Origin of the sequence: Fulvimarina manganoxydans, from assembly GCF_900176465.1 — a bacterium.
Classification (GTDB): domain Bacteria; phylum Pseudomonadota; class Alphaproteobacteria; order Rhizobiales; family Rhizobiaceae; genus Fulvimarina; species Fulvimarina manganoxydans.
This window is the reverse complement of record NZ_FWXR01000002.1, coordinates 264,240-281,534: the sequence shown is the minus strand read 5'-3', so window position 1 is coordinate 281,534 and position 17,295 is coordinate 264,240. Positions and strand designations below refer to the sequence as shown.

Below are 17,295 nucleotides of genomic sequence, written 5' to 3'. Positions count from 1 at the left end.
CTTTTGACCGATCAGCTCGACGCGCCGCCCGCCAGAAGGCTGGCATTGCCGCCGGCGGCCGTCGTGTCGACGCAGAGATGGCGCTCATACATCACATGGCCCGTGTCTGGCCGGCCGGTGACCAGCGGCACGATCGGCCCGTCGCGATCGGCGAGCGCCTTGGCATAGGCACGGGCCGTCGCCTCGTCGCCCCACCAGATCGCCGCCCCGAAGAGCGGCAGACTCGCCAGCGCTTCCGGGGTCAGCTTGTCTTCCACCGCAATGGCGCGCCCGCCGAGCGTCTCGACCTCGGCCACCTGCTCGCGCACCGCCGCAACGCCTGGGCCCAGGCAGAGCACCGGCGGGCGCGGATGGAAGAACAGGCGGTTGAGCTCGCCGGTCGGTCCCGGCATCAGCCGCGAACGGGCCGCGGGGCGCGGACTTGCGGCCGAGAGCGCGCTGGCGATGCGGGCCGGGTCGATCGGTTTGGCCTTTTCCTCGCCATGGGACGAGACGGCGCGCCTGGTGAAGCGGGTGAGATAGTTCGGCCCGCCCGCCTTCGGCCCCGTGCCCGACAGGCCCTCGCCGCCAAAGGGCTGGGAGCCGACGATCGCGCCGATCTGATTGCGGTTGGCATAGATGTTTCCGGCCTTGACCTTGTCGGCCATGGACTGGACGCGGTCGTCGATGCGGGTGTGGAGGCCGAAGGTCAGGCCATAGCCGGTGGCGTTCACCTGATCGATGACCTTGTCCAGATCCTTGGCCTTGAAAGTCGCCATATGAAGGACCGGGCCAAAGACCTCGCGTTCGAGATCCTTGATGCCGGACACCTCGATCAGCGCGGGCGCCACATAGCTGCCGGTCGTCGGCGCCTCGACCCTGTGGATCAGCTTGCCCTTCTTCTTGGCCGCATCCACATGGCCCGAAATATCGGCCTGAGCGGCCCGCGTGATGACAGGGCCGACATCGGTCGACAGATCCCACGGATCGCCGAGGGTCAGTTCGTTCATCGCCCCGACGATCATCTCGCGCATCGTCTTGGCGATGTCTTCCTGGACATAGAGGCAGCGCAGGGCCGAGCAGCGCTGGCCGGCCGACTGGAAGGACGAGGCGACGATGTCGCGCACGGCCTGTTCGGGCAGCGCGGTCGAATCGACGATCATGGCGTTGAGCCCGCCGGTCTCGGCGATCAGGGGCGTGCCGGGCTCGAGATTGTCGGCGATGGCGCGCTGAATGCGCCGGGCCGTCGCGGTCGAGCCGGTGAAGGCGACGCCCTTAATGCGCGGATCGGAGGTGAGCGCCGCCCCGACGACGGAGCCGGCGCCGGGGAGAAGCTGCAGCGCCGTCTTCGGGACACCCGCCTCGTGCAGGCGCCGGACCGCCCATGCGGCGATTGCAGGCGTGGCTTCCGCCGGCTTGGCGAGAACGCCATTGCCGGTGGCAAGCGCCGCCGCCACCTGGCCGGTGAAGATCGCCAGCGGGAAGTTCCAGGGGCTGATGCAGGTGAAGAGCCCCCGCGCCGGCTCCGACAGTTTTTCCGCTTCATTGGCGTAATAGCGCAGGAAGTCGACCGCCTCGCGCAACTCGGCGACGGCGTCGGGCAGGCCCTTGCCGGCCTCGGTACCGAGCAGGGCGAAGATCTCGCCGAAATCGCGCTCGAAGAGGTCGGAGGCCTTGCGTAGGATATCGGCACGCTCGTCGACGCGGGCATCCCAGGCTTTCGCCGCCGATAGCGCCGTCTCGACATCGGCCTCGCTGGCGGTCACGACCTCGCCGATCGCCTCGCCCGTCGCCGGATTGATGGCTTTTTCCACTTCACCGCTCTTCACCTCGCCGGCGATGATCGGCTCGACGCGGAAGGGCTCGGGGCGGGAGCGGACTTTCGCAATGCGTTCGAGCTCGGTCACATCGTGAAGGTCGAAGCCCATCGAATTGCGACGACCCTGGCCGAAAAGCTCAGGACCGGTGCGCACCACCGGCTCGAAGCGGCCCGGCTCGCCTTCCAGCATCTCGAAAGGACAGGCCGCGACGGCCCGCGCCGGAACGGACTTGTCGACGATGCGATTGACGAAGGAGGAGTTGGCACCGTTTTCCAGAAGGCGGCGCACCAGATAGGCGAGAAGGTCGCGATGGGCGCCGACCGGCGCATAGATGCGGCAGCGCGTGTTCTGGTCTTGATGGACGATGTCGTGCAGGCTCTCGCCCATGCCGTGAAGGCGCTGGAACTCGAAGGCTGAGCGATCGAGCCCCTTGGCCATTTCCAGAATGGCGGCCACCGTATGGGCGTTGTGGGTGGCAAATTGCGGATAGAGCCGGTCGGTCATGCCGAGCAGCTTTCGGGCATTGCCGAGGTAGCTGACATCGGTCGCGGCCTTGCGCGTGAAGACGGGGAAATCCGTCAGCCCTTCCACTTGGGCATGTTTGATCTCGGTGTCCCAATAGGCGCCCTTGACGAGGCGTACCATGATCCGGCGGTCGTAGCGCTTGGCCATTTCATAGACGCCGTCGATAACGTCGGGCGCCCGGCGGCCATAGGCCTGGACCACGACACCGAAGCCGTCCCAGCCGGCCAGCTCAGGATCCTGAAGAACAGCTTCGATCACCTTGAGCGACAAAGCGAGCCGATCGGCCTCCTCGGCATCGATATTGAGGCCCATATTGCCGCGCGCGGCCTGCCGGGTCAGATCGCGCAGAACCGGAACGAGCTCGGCCATGACCCGATCGGTCTTGGCCACCTCGTAACGCGGATGGAGCGCGGACAGCTTCACCGAAATGCCCGGATTGGCGCCGATATCATTCGCGCGGCAGGCCTTGGAGATGGCGTCGATCGCGTTGGAATAGGACTTGGCGTAGCGCTCGGCGTCACGCGCCGTCATCGCGGCTTCGCCCAGCATGTCGTAGGAATAGGTGAAGCCCTTTTCCTCTTTGATCCGGGCCCGCTCCATCGCAGCGTCGATGTCCTGGCCGAGGACGAATTGCCGACCCATCTCGCGCATTGCCCGGCCGACGGCCGTGCGGATCACCGGTTCGCCGAGGCGGCGCACCATGGATCGCAGCGTGCCGGCAACGCCCGGCCGATCGGCATCGAGCACCTTGCCCGTGAGAAGAAGGCCCCAGGTCGACGCGTTGACGAGGGGCGAGGAGGAGGCCCCCACATGGGTACTCCAATCCGAGGGCGCGATCTTGTCCTCGATCAGCGCATCGATCGTTTCCGCGTCGGGGACGCGAAGAAGCGCCTCGGCAAGACACATCAGCGCGACGCCCTCGTCGGTCGACAGGCCGTATTCGGCAAGGAACACGTCCATCATACCCGGCCGCGCTGCGCTGCGAATACGCTCGACGAGCCCCGCGCCGCGTTCAACGATCTGGGCTCTGGCGCCCGCATCGAGATCCGCCATCGCCGTTAAGGCGTTCAACGCCTTGGCCTCGTCCAATCGCTTATTCGCGTCCCAGCGCGGGTCGAGATCGATCATGCACGTCATCCTGTCAATCGATGCGATGAAGCCGCAAGCGCACTCATAAAGCGCGCCGCAAGCATTCGTTGTCTCCCCGCTTTACCTCTCATTGCGAAAGGGTTGACGCAAGGGTGGCGGCTGAATTCGCCCCTCTTCCGTCGCGGCGAGCGATTGGAAGCAGCGTTCGTCTGCACATTTGATATGAGGCGCGTTCACACGGAATTGACGATACGCAAGGCCGATACTTCCTGTCGGAGGATTTCATGGCCGATGCTTGCAATTTGACCGATCTCCTTGACGGCTCGGACACGGGCGAAGCGCACACTTTCCTCATGTCAAGACCAGAAGGGGGAAATGAGATGCAAAAGATCGTGAAAAGCCGGGGCGAACTCGCCGAGATGCGCTTCGTGATGGAGCAGCGCTGCGACTTCGCCACGCGGACCAAGGCCGACCGGCATGTCGGGCGTTGGGCCGCCTCTCGCCTCGGTCTCGATGAGAACGAGGGCGAGCGCTACGCCCAGACCATCGTCGATACCAGCATCCGCTCGAAAGATGGGCGCGGCGGCTTCAACCGGGTCGTCGCCGATCTGGCGCCTCTCGGCACCCATATCGAGATGGTCCGCACCCAATACAGTATCGCCATTTCCGCGCTGACGCAGTCTTCGGCGATCTCTCTTGCCCAAAACTACGACGCATCGCGTCTCGATGCTTAAGCTGGGACCTAGAGGGCTCGTTATCCACAGAGAAACCTTTGACGGCCGCTCCGGCGCAACCTGATCTTCATGAATTCGGCGTTTCTTCAAGCCTGAACAAATGACAGTCGTGCGGAGGGTTCCATGCCGCTCAAAGATACGCTCGAACGCATTGTGGCCGACCGGGAGCGCCGCGATTTTAGGCCCGAAAAGGCCGAGGCCGCTCCTGCGGCTTCGGCAGCAGCCTCACTCGCCGATATCCAGCGCAAGCTCGATACGCTCATGAAGGACAAGGCGATCTCGGCCTATGTGGATCTGCATGCCCGGATCGATCGCGAGCGAAGGGGCGGCAATGTCGCCCATATCCGGACTCGTGGCCGCATGGCCTACGTGGTCACGCCGTTTCGCGACGACTTCCTTCTCGATGAGAAGCGGGGCGTCGAATTTCCCGAATCCGTCGAGCTGACCATGGCGGAAGTGCGCCGAGCGCTTGGCAGCCAACCGGTCGCCGATCGTCTCCGCGCGCTCGACAAGGCCGGCATGGGTTTTCAGCTCCTGAGCGATCCGGACGACCGTCCGATCCTAGGCTTCGACTATGACCGTCTGCTGTCGCCCCGCGCGCGCTCAAACCGCGCCGGCGAGCTACGTCGTTGGACTCGAAGCGACAGCTGATACGAAATCCGTTGGATCGCTTCGTGATACGGATTTCGAAAGCCGTTCAAGCGCCGTGCGGGCTTTGATACGGAGCCCGCCTGAACCAGTCGGACCCCGTTTGACGGGAGGCAGAAGGCGTTCGCCTTCTGAAGATCTGGAGCACTGACCGGCTTAAGAGGTGCAAATCCCGAACGATTGAAACCGCTGGCCCCCGATGCGCGGGGGCCAGCGGTTTTTCTTTCACTTTGATATGGCAGGCGCGCACCCGCCGTCTGGCGCGCCTGTCGTCACATCGCCTCTTTGCCGCGAGACAGGGCTGCCACCCCCGTCCGACATACCTCGACGAGGCCCAGCGGAGCCATGATCGAGACGAAGCGATCGATCTTCGTCGGTTTGCCGGTTATCTCGAAGACGAAGTGCTCGATCGAGGAATCGACGACCTTCGCGCGGAAGATATCGGCAAGCCGCAAGGCTTCGACGCGCTTGTCGCCCTGCCCCGCCACCTTGACGATCGCGAGCTCGCGCTCGATCGGCCCGCCCTCGGGATGGTCATGGGCGGTCTGAGTGAGATCGACGACCCGATGGACCGGCACAATGCGATCAAGCTGGCTCTTCAGCTGTTCGATGACATGGGGAAAACCGCGCGTGACGATGGTGATCCGCGACAGATGCTTCTCATGCTCGGTTTCGGAGACGGTCAGGCTTTCGATATTGTAGCCACGACCCGAAAAAAGACCGATGACCCGCGCCAGCACGCCAGGCTCGTTGTCGACGAGAACCGAAAGCGTGCGCGCCTGGGTCTCCTCCTTCTCCGGAGTAATGAAATAGGCCGATGCGGGCGGCTGGACCGAGGTATTCATGACAGGGCTCTAAGCTCGAAATGCAAGGCTGCGCACCATAGCCGGGACGCCTCAAAAGAAAAGCCGCCTTCGCGCATTCTCTGGACGAGCGTCACCGATACGGCATCTAAGTCCCTTAACCTCGCCGCATGACGGCTGAAACCTGAGCAAGGGGAACGATGATGAGGACGAAAACCCATGCCATCGTGGCCGGCGGCGCTTTGGCGTTGCTCTCGCCGGTGACCGCCGCGACGGCCCAGCAATGCGCGAATGTGCCGAACGCCGCCGGAATCGAGTTGATGATCACGGTCGAAGGCGTTCCGGGGCAGCATCGCCTCACCTGCCGCGACGGAGCGCTCGTCGCCGTGCCCAACGAGGCCTCCGAGCTCGGCGGCACGCCGACCATGGGCCAGCGTATGAGCGAGAGCGTCGCCCGGACCGCCGAGGAAATCGTTGACGCACCAAAGACCGGCGCCGACGCCAGCTCCGAGACGAGGACCTCCCAGGACGATGCCGGCGCCGAGCCAGCGGTCGAGGCTGCAATCGAGGAGACGGCCAAGACTGCCGCCCAAGCGATCAAGGACGAAGTCGATCTCGATACGGTCCCCGATGCCCTCGAGAGCGAAGGCGGCGCGAGCAAACCGGCCGGTCCAACCGGCGCCGAAGCGAGCGCGGCGACACAGGATCATGGATCGACCTCCGCCGAGGGCGCGATCGAAGACAGCGCTTCAGAGGCCGCGTCTGAAATCAAGTCGGGCAGCGACCTCGACAGCGTGCCTGAGCCTTTGAAGGACGGTGAAGAGAGCAGCCAAAGCTCGCCGAAATCGGCACCAAAGGCGGCGGCGAACAATGCCGCAGAGGTGATCGAGAAGAGTGCCGCCGAAGCAGCCGGCGATCTCCAAGGTGAAACCCGGCTGGAAAGCGTCCCAGAGAGTTTGTCGCAAGAGGATGCTCGCAGCGACGGACAGGCTGGGACACGCCCAAGCGCTCAGACGAAGGATGAGACCGACCCCGCCGAGACGGCCGCCAATCTCGCAGGCGTTTCCGGCCAGTCACCCTCGAATGCCAAGGGCGACACCGCTTCGCCCGAGATGCCGAACGACGCGCCTGAGGTCGCCACGGTCGACAGAGCCACCGGCACCACGGACGAGCCACCGGTCGTCTCTCCGAACATGGTGGGCGAAGCCCCGATGACGGGTGAGCCGGGCGGCAATCGCGAAGATCAGAGAAGCAGCACGCAAAGTTCCGACGATCGGCCAGACCAGCCGGTCACGCCGGACCGCCAGGCTCAGACGGATGCGCAGGCCGACATGGTCGCCGTCCCTCTGGCCGTCATCGCCAGTGCGGAACTCGCCCTTCCCGGCGCCGACTTCGAGGCCGTGTCCATTCGCGGAGACGATGCCGATCGCGTTTACGCGCTTCGAGGAACGACCTGGGACGGAACGCCGGTCTCCGTCACCGTCCAGGCCGACGGACGGGTGACCCGTGTCGATCGCCGCGTCGATCCAGGCGCCGTGCCCGGCCCCATCCGACGCATCGCCGAAGCGCTTCTGCCGGGTGCGGCGATCGAGCGGGTGCTTCTCTCCAGCCGCGACAATTACTCGAGCTATTTCGTCTATGAGGGAACGGACGAGCGGTCTCAGCCCTTCGCGCTGGAAATCCGCTCGGACGGACGAAGCGTCCAATTCAAGCGCGCCAGCTGATCACGGGCCAAAGCCGGTGGAGCCGCGTCAGGACGTCGAACGCTCCGGCGACGGGCCGATCCGCTCGATCGAGCCGGTGAGATTGCCGGCAAGGCGCAGGGCGGCGCCGAGCCCGACACACATTTGGGGCAGGAGCAGCCATTCGAGCGTCCAGGCCGCGCCCGAGCGCTCTTGTTCATGAATCAGCGATTGGTGCATGCCGGCGAGCAGAGTGGCCTCGAACCGGGCGAGCGAGACGAGCACCTCGGCCTTCACGGGATTCGGCTTGTGCGGCATGGCTGAGGAGCCGCCGCCCCCTGTCAGGCCGATCTCCGCGATCTCGTTCTGGGCCATCAAGGCGATGTCCTGACCGAATTTGCCGAGACTGCCGGCCGTCAGCGAGATCCAGGCGGCGAATTCCGCGATCCGGTCGCGCTGGGCCTGCCATTGGCCTTCCGGACGCCCGAGCCCCAATTCGCGCGCGAGGGCCTCGGCGACCTTCGGCCCCCGCTCGCCAAGGACATGAAGATTGCCGGCCGGCCCGCCAAATTGAAGGACCAGCAACCTTGGTTCAAAATCGGCGAGACGTTCGAGTGCCCTCTCCAAAGGGGACAGCCATGCGGTGATCCGATCGGCGGCGCTGATGCGCACGGCAAGCTGCATCCGCGTGCGCCCTGGCATCATGGTCGCTCCAAAACGGAGGCGCAAATCCTCCAGCCCCGCAATGAGCCGCTCCAGATCCTCGCGGTAAAGGCCGATCAACGCGCGAAGACGCAAAATGAGGCTCGTATCGACCACATCCTGGCTGGTCGAGCCGTAATGGACATGGCGCCCATGGGGCGCGCCCACATGGAGCTTGAGTTGGCGGACGAATTCGGGAATCGCGACCCCGTCGCGCTCGACGCCTGCCCCGATCGCCGCGACATCGGGTTGAAAGACATCGGCCGCCCGCTCGATCGCCGACGCCGCTTCCGGATCGATCACCCCGCAGCTGCTCTCGGCCCTGGCCAGCGCGACTTCGAAGGCCAGCATGGCATCGAGATCGGCGCGAACCGAGAACAGCGAGGCCGCGCGCGCATCGCCTAAGAGCGGCGCAAGCAGCGGTGCCTGAAACGGCGTGAAGGACATGGCGCGGCCTCAAAGGTCATGGCTCCGACAGAGCATGGCCATTGGATGCGGTTCGCCCAGAACGCTCAAACAGCCATGCGGCAGGACCCGACCCAATGCGGATCGAGGCTGAGAGCCAGATCAGGGCGCGTCCTTGACGAAAGGGAATAGCCTTTCGACGTCGCGCCTAGCTGACCTTTCGCATCGCCGCTAGCGCAAAGCATCATTCGAGAGACGTTGCCGTCTCGCCACTGCCGAGAAGACGTGTCGCCTCGGACAGATCGACGATCACCGAACGGGGGATCGGCGGCAGAATGGCATTGCCCTCCGCATCCTCGGGAAGCGCGAAGACATCGCCGCTCTTCAGCCCCACCCGAAGCGCCGCTTGAATCGTTGGGTCGCGCTCCATGTCATAAACCGGGCTTCGCCGAACGGGCTTCGCAAGGGCGGTGGCATCCTCGCCGGTCACGGCCGGGATGGCGTCCGCTGGCGGAAGGGCCGCCTGCGTTGGCGTTTGGACGCGCGAAGACCTGTCCGCCGCGGGGTCGGCGATGGAGCGCAGCGCGGGTGTCGCAGCAGCTCTCAGCCCCGGCTCGGAGAGGGCTTGGCTTTGTACGGGGAGACTCGCCTGCAAGGACGGATAACCATAGGCACTCTCGCGCCGGATCTCGGCCATATCGGCGCCGCCGCCGCAGCCGGACATGACCAAAGCAGCAATCACGAGCGCCGAGAGACCGATGACACGCACACCGCCCAACCGTTTGAAATGAAGTCGTTTATCCAAGACACTCTCCGCCGCTCGTCGCGGGAAGTCGATTAAACGAGATTCAAGGCGTCTTCGAGGAGATTGGCGCCACAAGCTCGAAATTATTGAAAATGCGTTAAAATCCCACACAGCGGCGATCAATCTATTTTTGCGTGCGAAGAGTTGCGAGGACACGCAAAGGCCTTGCTGCACTGCCACCCCACTGACGCGAAGGGTGTAGCCGGATATATGCCCGTCTCGAACGCCGATCTTCGGCGAGAGGGCCGGCGACCAGTGTTGCAAGACCTTAATCGAAGCGCAGGGAGCGGTCGGACCAGAGCATGATCGTCGACATCTATCTCATCATCCTTGTCGGCACGGTCCTGATCCTTTTCGCCGCCTTTTCGAGCCTTTTGGCCTTTCGGTTCGGCGCCCCCCTCCTTCTCATCTTCTTGTCTGTCGGGTTGCTCGCCGGCACGGACGGCTTAGGGCTCGAATTCGACAATGCGCCACTCGCCTATTTCGTCGGCACCGTGGCGCTCGCCATCATCCTTTTCGACTCCGGCTTTCAGACGAAGCTCTCGACCTTCAAACAGGCTGCCGCCCCGGCGCTGACGCTCGCGACGGTCGGCGTCGTCGGAACAGCGGCCCTCTTCGGCTGGGCGGCAAGCCTGCTTCTCGGGGTCAGCTTCCTCGAAGGGTTCCTTCTTGGCTCCATCGTCGGCTCGACGGATGCGGCGGCGGTGTTCTTCCTTCTGAAGACCGGCGGCATCACGATCAGAGACCGGGTCCGGTCCCTCCTCGAGATCGAATCTGGGACCAACGACCCAATGGCGATCTTTTTGACGATCACGCTGGTCGAACTCGTCTCCTCGGGCGTCAGCCTTTCCGATCTCGGCGGCGACGTCGTTCTCGGCTTCCTTCAACAGATGGGTCTCGGCCTTGGCTTCGGACTGGCCGGCGGCTGGCTGATCGCATGGCTCGTCGCCCGCCTGGCGCTCGATCGTGGCCTTCTGCCGATCGTGACCCTGGCGCTCGCCTTTCTGATTTTCGCCCTGACCGGGGCGATCGGCGGTTCGGGCTTTCTCGCCGTCTATGTGGCGGGGCTTTATGCCGGCAATGCGAGGCTGAAATCGGCCGCGACGCTCAAGCGGTTTCAGGACGGCATGACTTGGCTTGCCCAGATGGCGATGTTCCTGATCCTCGGGCTTTTGGCGACACCACGCGAATTCGACGCGATCGTCTGGCAGGCCATTTTGTTGGCTGGCTTCCTGATCTTCGTCGCCCGACCCGTTGCGGTGTGGCTGTGCCTCCTGCCCTTCAATTTTCAGCGGCGCGAAACGGCCTTCGTCTCCTGGGTCGGCTTACGCGGTGCGGTCTCGATCCTTCTGGCGATTCTGCCGCTGATCGAAGGGCTCGATGCCTCGCGCACCCTGTTCAACACCGCCTTCATCATCGTTCTCGCATCGCTTCTCGTTCAGGGCTGGACGCTGGCGAGCGTTGCCAAACGCCTGCGCCTTACGGTGCCGCCCAAGATCGGGCCGATCGAGAAGTTCGAACTGGAATTGCCCGGCTCGCCCGACCACGAGCTTCTGTCCTACCGGGTGGTCGAGAACAGCCCCGTCGCCAAGGGCGTCAGGGTTCCGCGCTGGGCCCGGCCCTCGCTCGTCATTCGTGAAGGGCGCTCGATGCGCTACCAATATGCCGGACGGCTGCGGCCGGGCGACTATGTGTTCCTGTTCATCTCACCGCGCTTTCCGCCCCTTCTCGACCGGCTCTTCGCCAGTCCCGCGCCGGTCGAGGAGGACGATCGGGAGTTCTTCGGCGACTTCGCCGTCGATCCAACGCGCGACGCCGGCTCCCTTGCCGATGCCTATGATGTTCCCTTGAGCGAGGACGACCGGGCGCTGACCATTGCCGAATTGATGACGCGCCGTCTGGGTGGCCAGGCCGAATATGGTGACCGGGCGATCATCGGTCCCGTCGAGCTCATTGTCCGCGAGACCGATCCGAATGGAACGATTACGAGCGCCGGCCTCTCGCTCTCGCCCGATCCGTCCTCATCGGGTCAGATTCCCTTCTTCTTCAACCGCCGCGACCTTGCATCGGCATTGCGGAAATTGCGCGCGCGAAAGCCATCGAAATCATGATGAGCCCATGCCTTACGCCGATCGTCCGTTTCAAAGGAGACGTCAGCGATGGGCGTTCGCTTCCAAGGCTTGAAGCTTGCGGCTTGCCGTTGCAGGGGAACGGGCCCTAAACAGGGCGCCAATGATCGATCCGCGAACAGCGCGGGCGGCAGACGAGGCAGGAGACCAAGAGAGCGATGAGCACGAAGTTCAAGACACTCGACGATGCCGATGTGACGGGAAAGCGCGTTCTCCTGAGGGTCGATCTCAACGTCCCGATGAAGGATGGGAAGGTCTCCGACAAGACGCGGCTGGAGCGGATTATTCCGACCATCCGGGAATTGTCGGATCGGCATGCGCGGGTCATCCTGCTTGCCCATTTCGGGCGCCCGAAGGGACAACCCAATCCCGAAATGAGCCTTGCGCCCGTTGCGCCGGTCCTGTCCGAGCTTCTGAACAAGCCCGTCGGCTTTTCCGATCATACGATCGGCCCGGTCGCCGCCGGCATCGTCGAAGCGCTTCGCGACGGCGACGTGGTGCTTCTGGAAAACACGCGCTTCCATGCCGGCGAAGAAGCCAATGAGGAAGGCTTCGTCGAAAGTCTCGCCTCGCTGGGCGATGTCTTCGTCAATGATGCCTTCTCCGCCGCCCATCGGGCCCATGCCTCGACCGAGGGCCTGGCACGCCTCCTGCCCTCCTATGCCGGCCGGACTATGCAGGCCGAACTGGAAGCGCTCGAAAAAGGTCTGGGCGATCCCAAGCGCCCGGTCGTCGCCGTTGTCGGCGGCGCCAAGGTCTCCACCAAGATCGACCTCCTGAAGAACCTCGTCTCCCGCGTCGACGCCCTGGTGATCGGCGGCGGCATGGCCAACACCTTTCTTGCCGCGCGCGGGATCGATGTGGGCAAGTCGCTCTGCGAGCATGACTTGGCCGAGACAGCCAAGGCGATCGAGGCGGCCGCCAAGGCGAGCGGCTGCGCGATCGTCCTGCCGGTCGACGCGGTGATCGCGCGCGAATTCAAGGCCGGCGCCGCGAGCGAGACGGTCGCCGTCGAGGCCGTTCCGTCTGATGCGATGATCCTCGACACCGGGCCGGACTCGGTCGAGGCGGTGAATGCGTGGCTCGACAAGGCCAAGACCCTTGTCTGGAACGGGCCACTCGGCGCCTTCGAGATCGAGCCCTTCGACAAGGCGACGATGACAGCAGCCCGTCACGCCGCCGAATTGACCAAGGCCGGCAAGCTGACCTCCGTCGCAGGTGGGGGCGACACCGTGGCTGCCCTCAATCAGGCTGACGTCGCCGATGATTTCACTTATGTTTCCACCGCGGGCGGCGCATTCCTCGAATGGATGGAAGGCAAGGCCCTTCCCGGTGTGGAGGTTCTGAAGGCATGAGTGCGACCGAGACCCGTTTCGACGCTTTGACGCCGATCTTCGGCGATAGCGACCCCGGCGGACTTCGGGCCTCGTTCAAGACCGCTATTCTGTCCTGGCTGCTCTTTCCGGTCTATGTCTGGCAGGGCCTTGCTGCTCGGCGGCGGATCGAACGGATGCGCCCGCCAGCTGGACCGTCTTGCGGCCTGGTCGGCGCGGACCAAATTCGCGAGGCGGCGGTCCGCCTTCTCGTCATCGGCGACTCCTCGGCCGCTGGCGTAGGCGTCGACCATACGAGCGACGCGCTCGGATCGAAACTCGCCGAGCGCATTCATGCGATGACCGGCCGTTCCGTGTTCTGGCGTCTGGCCGGGTCGAATTCCGCGGTCTCCGCCGATGTGCGTGATCATGTTGTGCCCAATCTCGCTCGTGAGGCCTTCACCCATATCGTCCTGATGATCGGCACCAACGACGCCAAGAATTTTCACGGTGCGGTGAGATTCAAGAAGAGCTTCGGCACGCTGCTTTATGCGCTTCGCGCGAAATGGCCCGAGGCGCGCATTGTCTGGTCACCCCCGGTCGATCTGAAGCGCGTGCCGGCCCTCCCCCGTGGCCTTGCCCATGTGCTGGAGCTTCGAGCTCGGATCATTCGGAGAATGGGCGCCCGCCTGTGCATCGAACGTGGGGCGGTGGTCTCTCTGACCCTGCCCCGGGTCGAGCCTGCGGGCTTTTCCCGCGACGGGTTCCACGCTTCGATCGAAGGCTACGCCTATTATGCTAACCATCTGATGGACTATGTCCTGCCAGATCGTCGGCAAAGCGAAATGACTGCGGCTTGAAGGACTTGCCGATGTTGCGTCCGCAACATGGCCGTGGCATGACCGACCGGGCCCCAGTGGCCACCCTGCAACAGTCGCTCCGCTGAATCGGAGCCGCTCATCTTAACGATTCGACTCTGCTCGGGGAGAGACATTTACTCCCTGACAGGGAACGAGCGTCCATTCACTCGCCGCAAGAAACGACGGTGAGGATGGTCGCAATGGAGAGGCGACATGACACAGACGGATTGGGAAGGCCGAACCGACAGCGTATCGTCTGACATCTTCTCCGGGTTTGGAGAGTGGGCTGAAAAGGTTACTCGAAACTTACCGGGTGTCGAATTTCTTCGGCTCGCTCTGGTGTGTGGAGTCGCCATCGGAGCCTATTCCCTCTTCGAGACCAATTTCGCGGATGCCGGCATCGAGCCCTTATCGAAAGCCGACTTTGCGCAGCTCACGCATTCCGCCAACGATCTGGCCGTCAAAGGCGACAGGCCGAAGGCAACAGCCAATTTCGCCGAGCGCTGGATGGTGCCGGCGAGCTTCTCCCCCGCCGCCGGCCCGAAGGAGACGGGCGCCGATCCGAGCCTCGCGCTTCCCGCCGCCGCGCTTTGCAAGGCCTTGGGAGGCGATCGCGCCTCCGAGTGGAAGCCGAGCCCCCTCTTCCCAGGCGAGAGCGAATGTCTCTCCCGCGAAAGCGAGGACGGATATTCGATCGCCCAGGTGGCGCGCGGCCCAGCCGCCCGGCGTGTCGATCTCGTTCGCCTGACGCTCGACGTCTCTGAGACGGCCGATCGGGAGGAAGGGGCGAAGGCCCTTTCCGAGCGCTTCGCAACGGCTGTTAAGGGTCTCGGTCTCGGCAGCGAGGACGAGCTCCAAACGCGGGTTTCGGCCCTCGAGAGCTTCGACGCTGATCTCGGGCCGTTCGAGGTCAGCCTTTATGTCGACATCGCCGACCCGGATCGCTTCCATCTGGTTCTCGACCGCGAGCAGAACCCCTTCATGATGAGCGCTGTCCAGCAGTAACGCATGCGGCCGGGCGCCCGCTCCGGCTGAGACATGCTCGCAGCGTTGGGGTGCCTTGCCCCTATCGATCCTAAGCGGACCATGATACCGGGCCCTGTTTCGTCAGCTCCAAGGCGGCCATGTATCCCATTCTCGTCGTCGGCGGCGCTGGCTATATCGGCGCCCATACCTGCCTCGATCTCGCAAGCCGGGGCTTTCTGCCCGTTACCTACGACAATCTGTCGACCGGTCATGATGATTTCGTCCGCTGGGGTCCTTTGGAGATCGGCGACATTCGCGACGGTGCGCGGCTCGACGCGGTGTTTCGGCGACATCGACCCATCGCGATCGTGCATTTTGCGGCGCAGAGCGAGATCGGTCGCTCGGTCGCCGATCCGCTCGGCACTTTTGACATCAATGTGGGAGGCACTGTGTCGCTTCTCGCGGCAGCCGAGCGCGCAGGCATCGACAAGCTCGTCTTCTCCTCGACCTGCGCGGTCTATGGCCGGCCACAGGCCTCGATCCTTTCCGAGAACCATGTTCGCGAGCCCATCAATCCCTATGGCCGCTCCAAGCTGATGATCGAGGAGATCATCGACGATCTCGGACGCCTGAAGGGGCTCCAAGCCGTCGTTCTGAGATATTTCAATGCGGCGGGCGCCGATCCGGAATGCCGCATCGGAGAGCGCCATGATCCGGAGACCCATGCGATCCCGCTCGCCATTGCCACAGCGCTCGGTCGGCGCGAGGGTTTCACGATCTTCGGCACGGACTACGACACGCCGGACGGAACGGCGATCCGGGACTATGTCCATGTCCTCGATCTGGCGGCCGCCCATGGCCTTGCCGTAGAGCATCTGATCGCTGGCCGGAAAGGTCTTGCGGTCAATCTCGGCACCGGCACCGGCACCAGCGTTCGCGAGCTCGTCGAGACGGTCGGGCGCATCAGCGGCCGAGGCCTCAGCGTCGTCGAGGGTCCTCGTCGAGCCGGCGATCCCTCCATGCTCGTCGCCAACAATCAGCTCGCCCGAGACGCCCTTGGATGGACGCCGCGTCACGACCTGTCCGCCATGGTCGAGACCGCTTATCGATGGCACGCAAGCCAGAACCGGTGACAATCGCTCGTCTGCTCACCTCCCGAACCGGCGCAACTGCGAGCCTGCCGGCCCTGCTACCTTTGGCCTCACCCCGGCTTGATCGCTCTCATGCAACAACCGGTATGGGTTCCTCGTTGCTCGTCCGACATCAAACGATAACAACAAAGGAGACCGTCTTTGGCCGAGAAACTGAACGAAACGGAAGCGCGCCAGGGAAGCCGCGGACGTCCCGTCCTCCTCGTTCTCATCGCGGGCGTCGCCCTCATCGTCATCGGCTATTTCGTGGTCGGTCTAATTGGCTATTCGACCTCGCCTGACGGCACCTTGATGGAACCTCAGACCCTCGAAGCGCCGAGCGGCGAGCAGACCGAGACTCAGGGCGACGTCGTCACACCGAACGAATCCGAGCCACAAACCAATGACGGCGTGCAGGTTCCGGGCTGATCTCAGCCGCGCCGAACAGCACGATCTGAAAGGGTTCGACCTCTTGAGACGCCGGGAGCCAATGGTTTCCGGCGTTTGTCATAGTTGACGGACGAGGGCGACAGGGCAGCCTTTCCTACTCGTCATACAAAACCCGTTTGATCGCGTCGCGATAGGGCTTTTTAAAGCTGCTCAAGCGCCGCGCGGGCTTTGATACGGCGTCGACTGAATCAGTTGGACACCGTATCTCGCAACAACCTATTCGGCCTCGTCCTCATAGCCGACGAGATGCAAGGGGCGCGCCCGACGACCTGACATCTCGCACCAACGCACCAGTGCTTCCTCCCGCCCGTGGGTGACCCAGACCTCTTCGGGACCAACATCCGCGATCGTTTGGGTGAGTTCGTCCCAATCGGCATGGTCGGATAGGATCAGAGGCAATTCCACACCCCGTTGCCGCGCTCTTTGGCGCACGCGCATCCAACCGGAGGCAAAGCTTGCGACGGGATCGGGAAAACGCCGTGCCCAGCGATCGGCGAAGGCCGAGGGAGTGCCGACGATCAGCGCGCCGGCGAAATCGCCTTTGCGCCCGCCTTCGATCGTCGCCGGCCGCAGCTCGCCGAGATCGATGCCCTTGTCCTGATAATAGCCGCAGAGCTTGGCAAGAGCGCCGTGAATATAGATCGGCTCGTCATAGCCAGCGATGCGAACCTCCCGAATGACCCGCTGTGCCTTGCCCAGAGCGTAAGCGCCGACGAGATGCGCGCGCTCCGGAAAGCGCTTCATCGAGGCGAGGAGCTTCTGGATCTCCGCACCCGTATCGGGATGGCGGAAGACCGGCAGAGCAAAGGTCGCCTCGGTAATGAAGACATTTGCGGAAACCGGCTCGAAGGTTTCGGCAGTCGGATCGCGCCGACGCTTGTAGTCGCCGCTCGCGACGATGACGAAGCCTTTCCAGGCCACGCGAATTTGCGCCGAACCGAGAACATGCCCGGCCGGATGAAAGCTCACATCCACCTCGCCGATGCGGACCCTTTCGCCGAAGGTCGCCACCTGCCGCGTCTCGGCGAAATCCTCGCCATAGCGCAAAGCCATGATGTCAAGCGTTTCGCGCGTCGCCATCACAGACCGATTGCCGGGCCGGGCATGATCGGCATGGCCATGGGTAACCAGCGCCCGATCCACCTTTGCGACCGGGTCGATATAGAAGTCGCCGGGCGGGCAGTAGAGGCCGCTAGGCGTCGGGCGCAGGAGATCGTCAGGCTTCATGAGAGGCAAAGATAGGTCGGCGGCGGCC

At 64.0% G+C, this 17,295-nt stretch carries 14 protein-coding genes; 9 read left to right on the top strand and 5 right to left on the bottom strand.

Annotated elements, in window-relative coordinates; translation table 11 throughout:
* Positions 1-11 precede the first annotated feature (11 nt).
* Positions 12-3,452, bottom strand: coding sequence for a bifunctional proline dehydrogenase/L-glutamate gamma-semialdehyde dehydrogenase PutA (gene putA / locus B9A15_RS03985; protein WP_084408730.1), 3,441 nt, complete (start codon positions 3,450-3,452; stop codon positions 12-14).
* A 341-nt stretch (positions 3,453-3,793) separates the two neighbouring features.
* On the opposite strand from putA, the gene B9A15_RS03980 reads away from it, so the two are divergent.
* A complete protein-coding gene (locus B9A15_RS03980; protein WP_170923160.1) occupies positions 3,794-4,147 on the top strand; it encodes an ATPase inhibitor subunit zeta in 354 nt (117 codons plus the stop codon).
* Positions 4,148-4,270: 123 nt separating this feature from the next.
* Entirely contained in the window at positions 4,271-4,798 is a 528-nt protein-coding gene (locus B9A15_RS03975) for a hypothetical protein (RefSeq protein WP_084408728.1), read from the top strand.
* Positions 4,799-5,067: 269 nt separating this feature from the next.
* Here the strand turns inward: B9A15_RS03975 and ilvN are convergent, their stop codons facing one another.
* Positions 5,068-5,640 (bottom strand): acetolactate synthase small subunit, encoded by a 573-nt coding sequence (gene ilvN, locus B9A15_RS03970; RefSeq protein WP_084408727.1) that lies wholly within the window; start codon positions 5,638-5,640, stop codon positions 5,068-5,070.
* A 158-nt stretch (positions 5,641-5,798) separates the two neighbouring features.
* Here ilvN and B9A15_RS03965 point away from each other — a divergent pair, with 158 nt between their 5' ends.
* Positions 5,799-7,322 (top strand): prolipoprotein diacylglyceryl transferase, encoded by a 1,524-nt coding sequence (locus B9A15_RS03965; protein WP_084408726.1) that lies wholly within the window; start codon positions 5,799-5,801, stop codon positions 7,320-7,322.
* A gap of 27 nt (positions 7,323-7,349) precedes the next feature.
* Here the strand turns inward: B9A15_RS03965 and B9A15_RS03960 are convergent, their stop codons facing one another.
* The gene (locus B9A15_RS03960) at positions 7,350-8,429 is read right to left on the bottom strand and encodes a 3-carboxy-cis,cis-muconate cycloisomerase (protein ID WP_084408725.1); all 1,080 of its coding nucleotides are present in this window, start codon (positions 8,427-8,429) and stop codon (positions 7,350-7,352) included.
* Between the two features lie 202 nt (positions 8,430-8,631).
* A complete protein-coding gene (locus B9A15_RS03955) occupies positions 8,632-9,192 on the bottom strand; it encodes a hypothetical protein (RefSeq protein ID WP_139798188.1) in 561 nt (186 codons plus the stop codon).
* Positions 9,193-9,494: 302 nt separating this feature from the next.
* On the opposite strand from B9A15_RS03955, the gene B9A15_RS03950 reads away from it, so the two are divergent.
* The 6 genes from B9A15_RS03950 to B9A15_RS03925 all read left to right on the top strand — a co-directional run bounded on the left by B9A15_RS03950 (position 9,495) and on the right by B9A15_RS03925 (position 16,019).
* Positions 9,495-11,303, top strand: coding sequence for a potassium/proton antiporter (locus B9A15_RS03950; RefSeq protein WP_084408723.1), 1,809 nt, complete (start codon positions 9,495-9,497; stop codon positions 11,301-11,303).
* A 176-nt stretch (positions 11,304-11,479) separates the two neighbouring features.
* Complete coding sequence (locus B9A15_RS03945; RefSeq protein ID WP_084408722.1) at positions 11,480-12,676, top strand: phosphoglycerate kinase; 1,197 nt, start codon at positions 11,480-11,482, stop codon at positions 12,674-12,676.
* Positions 12,673-13,494 (top strand): SGNH/GDSL hydrolase family protein, encoded by an 822-nt coding sequence (locus B9A15_RS03940; RefSeq protein ID WP_084408721.1) that lies wholly within the window; start codon positions 12,673-12,675, stop codon positions 13,492-13,494. Before B9A15_RS03945 ends, B9A15_RS03940 begins: the two co-directional genes overlap by 4 nt.
* A gap of 213 nt (positions 13,495-13,707) precedes the next feature.
* A complete protein-coding gene (locus tag B9A15_RS03935; RefSeq protein WP_139798187.1) occupies positions 13,708-14,499 on the top strand; it encodes a DUF6030 family protein in 792 nt (263 codons plus the stop codon).
* 119 nt (positions 14,500-14,618) lie between these two features.
* Positions 14,619-15,593 (top strand): UDP-glucose 4-epimerase GalE, encoded by a 975-nt coding sequence (galE, locus tag B9A15_RS03930; RefSeq protein WP_084408719.1) that lies wholly within the window; start codon positions 14,619-14,621, stop codon positions 15,591-15,593.
* A gap of 159 nt (positions 15,594-15,752) precedes the next feature.
* Complete coding sequence (locus B9A15_RS03925) at positions 15,753-16,019, top strand: hypothetical protein (protein ID WP_084408718.1); 267 nt, start codon at positions 15,753-15,755, stop codon at positions 16,017-16,019.
* Between the two features lie 237 nt (positions 16,020-16,256).
* Here the strand turns inward: B9A15_RS03925 and B9A15_RS03920 are convergent, their stop codons facing one another.
* Positions 16,257-17,267, bottom strand: a complete 1,011-nt coding sequence (locus B9A15_RS03920) for a ligase-associated DNA damage response exonuclease (RefSeq protein WP_084408834.1) — start codon at positions 17,265-17,267, stop codon at positions 16,257-16,259.
* Positions 17,268-17,295 lie beyond the last annotated feature (28 nt).

Excerpts from the sequence above, each read along its gene's own strand:
- B9A15_RS03980 (WP_170923160.1), top strand. The coding sequence starts at position 3,794 with ATGCAAAAGATCGTGAAAAGCCGGGGCGAACTCGCCGAGATGCGCTTC.
- B9A15_RS03940 (WP_084408721.1), top strand. The coding sequence starts at position 12,673 with ATGAGTGCGACCGAGACCCGTTTCGACGCTTTGACGCCGATCTTCGGC.
- B9A15_RS03960 (WP_084408725.1), bottom strand. The coding sequence starts at position 8,429 with ATGTCCTTCACGCCGTTTCAGGCACCGCTGCTTGCGCCGCTCTTAGGC.
- B9A15_RS03975 (WP_084408728.1), top strand. The coding sequence starts at position 4,271 with ATGCCGCTCAAAGATACGCTCGAACGCATTGTGGCCGACCGGGAGCGC.
- galE (WP_084408719.1), top strand. The coding sequence starts at position 14,619 with ATGTATCCCATTCTCGTCGTCGGCGGCGCTGGCTATATCGGCGCCCAT.
- B9A15_RS03965 (WP_084408726.1), top strand. The coding sequence starts at position 5,799 with ATGATGAGGACGAAAACCCATGCCATCGTGGCCGGCGGCGCTTTGGCG.
- B9A15_RS03950 (WP_084408723.1), top strand. The coding sequence starts at position 9,495 with ATGATCGTCGACATCTATCTCATCATCCTTGTCGGCACGGTCCTGATC.
- putA (WP_084408730.1), bottom strand. The coding sequence starts at position 3,452 with ATGATCGATCTCGACCCGCGCTGGGACGCGAATAAGCGATTGGACGAG.
- B9A15_RS03945 (WP_084408722.1), top strand. The coding sequence starts at position 11,480 with ATGAGCACGAAGTTCAAGACACTCGACGATGCCGATGTGACGGGAAAG.
- B9A15_RS03935 (WP_139798187.1), top strand. The coding sequence starts at position 13,708 with ATGACACAGACGGATTGGGAAGGCCGAACCGACAGCGTATCGTCTGAC.
- B9A15_RS03920 (WP_084408834.1), bottom strand. The coding sequence starts at position 17,267 with ATGAAGCCTGACGATCTCCTGCGCCCGACGCCTAGCGGCCTCTACTGC.
- ilvN (WP_084408727.1), bottom strand. The coding sequence starts at position 5,640 with ATGAATACCTCGGTCCAGCCGCCCGCATCGGCCTATTTCATTACTCCG.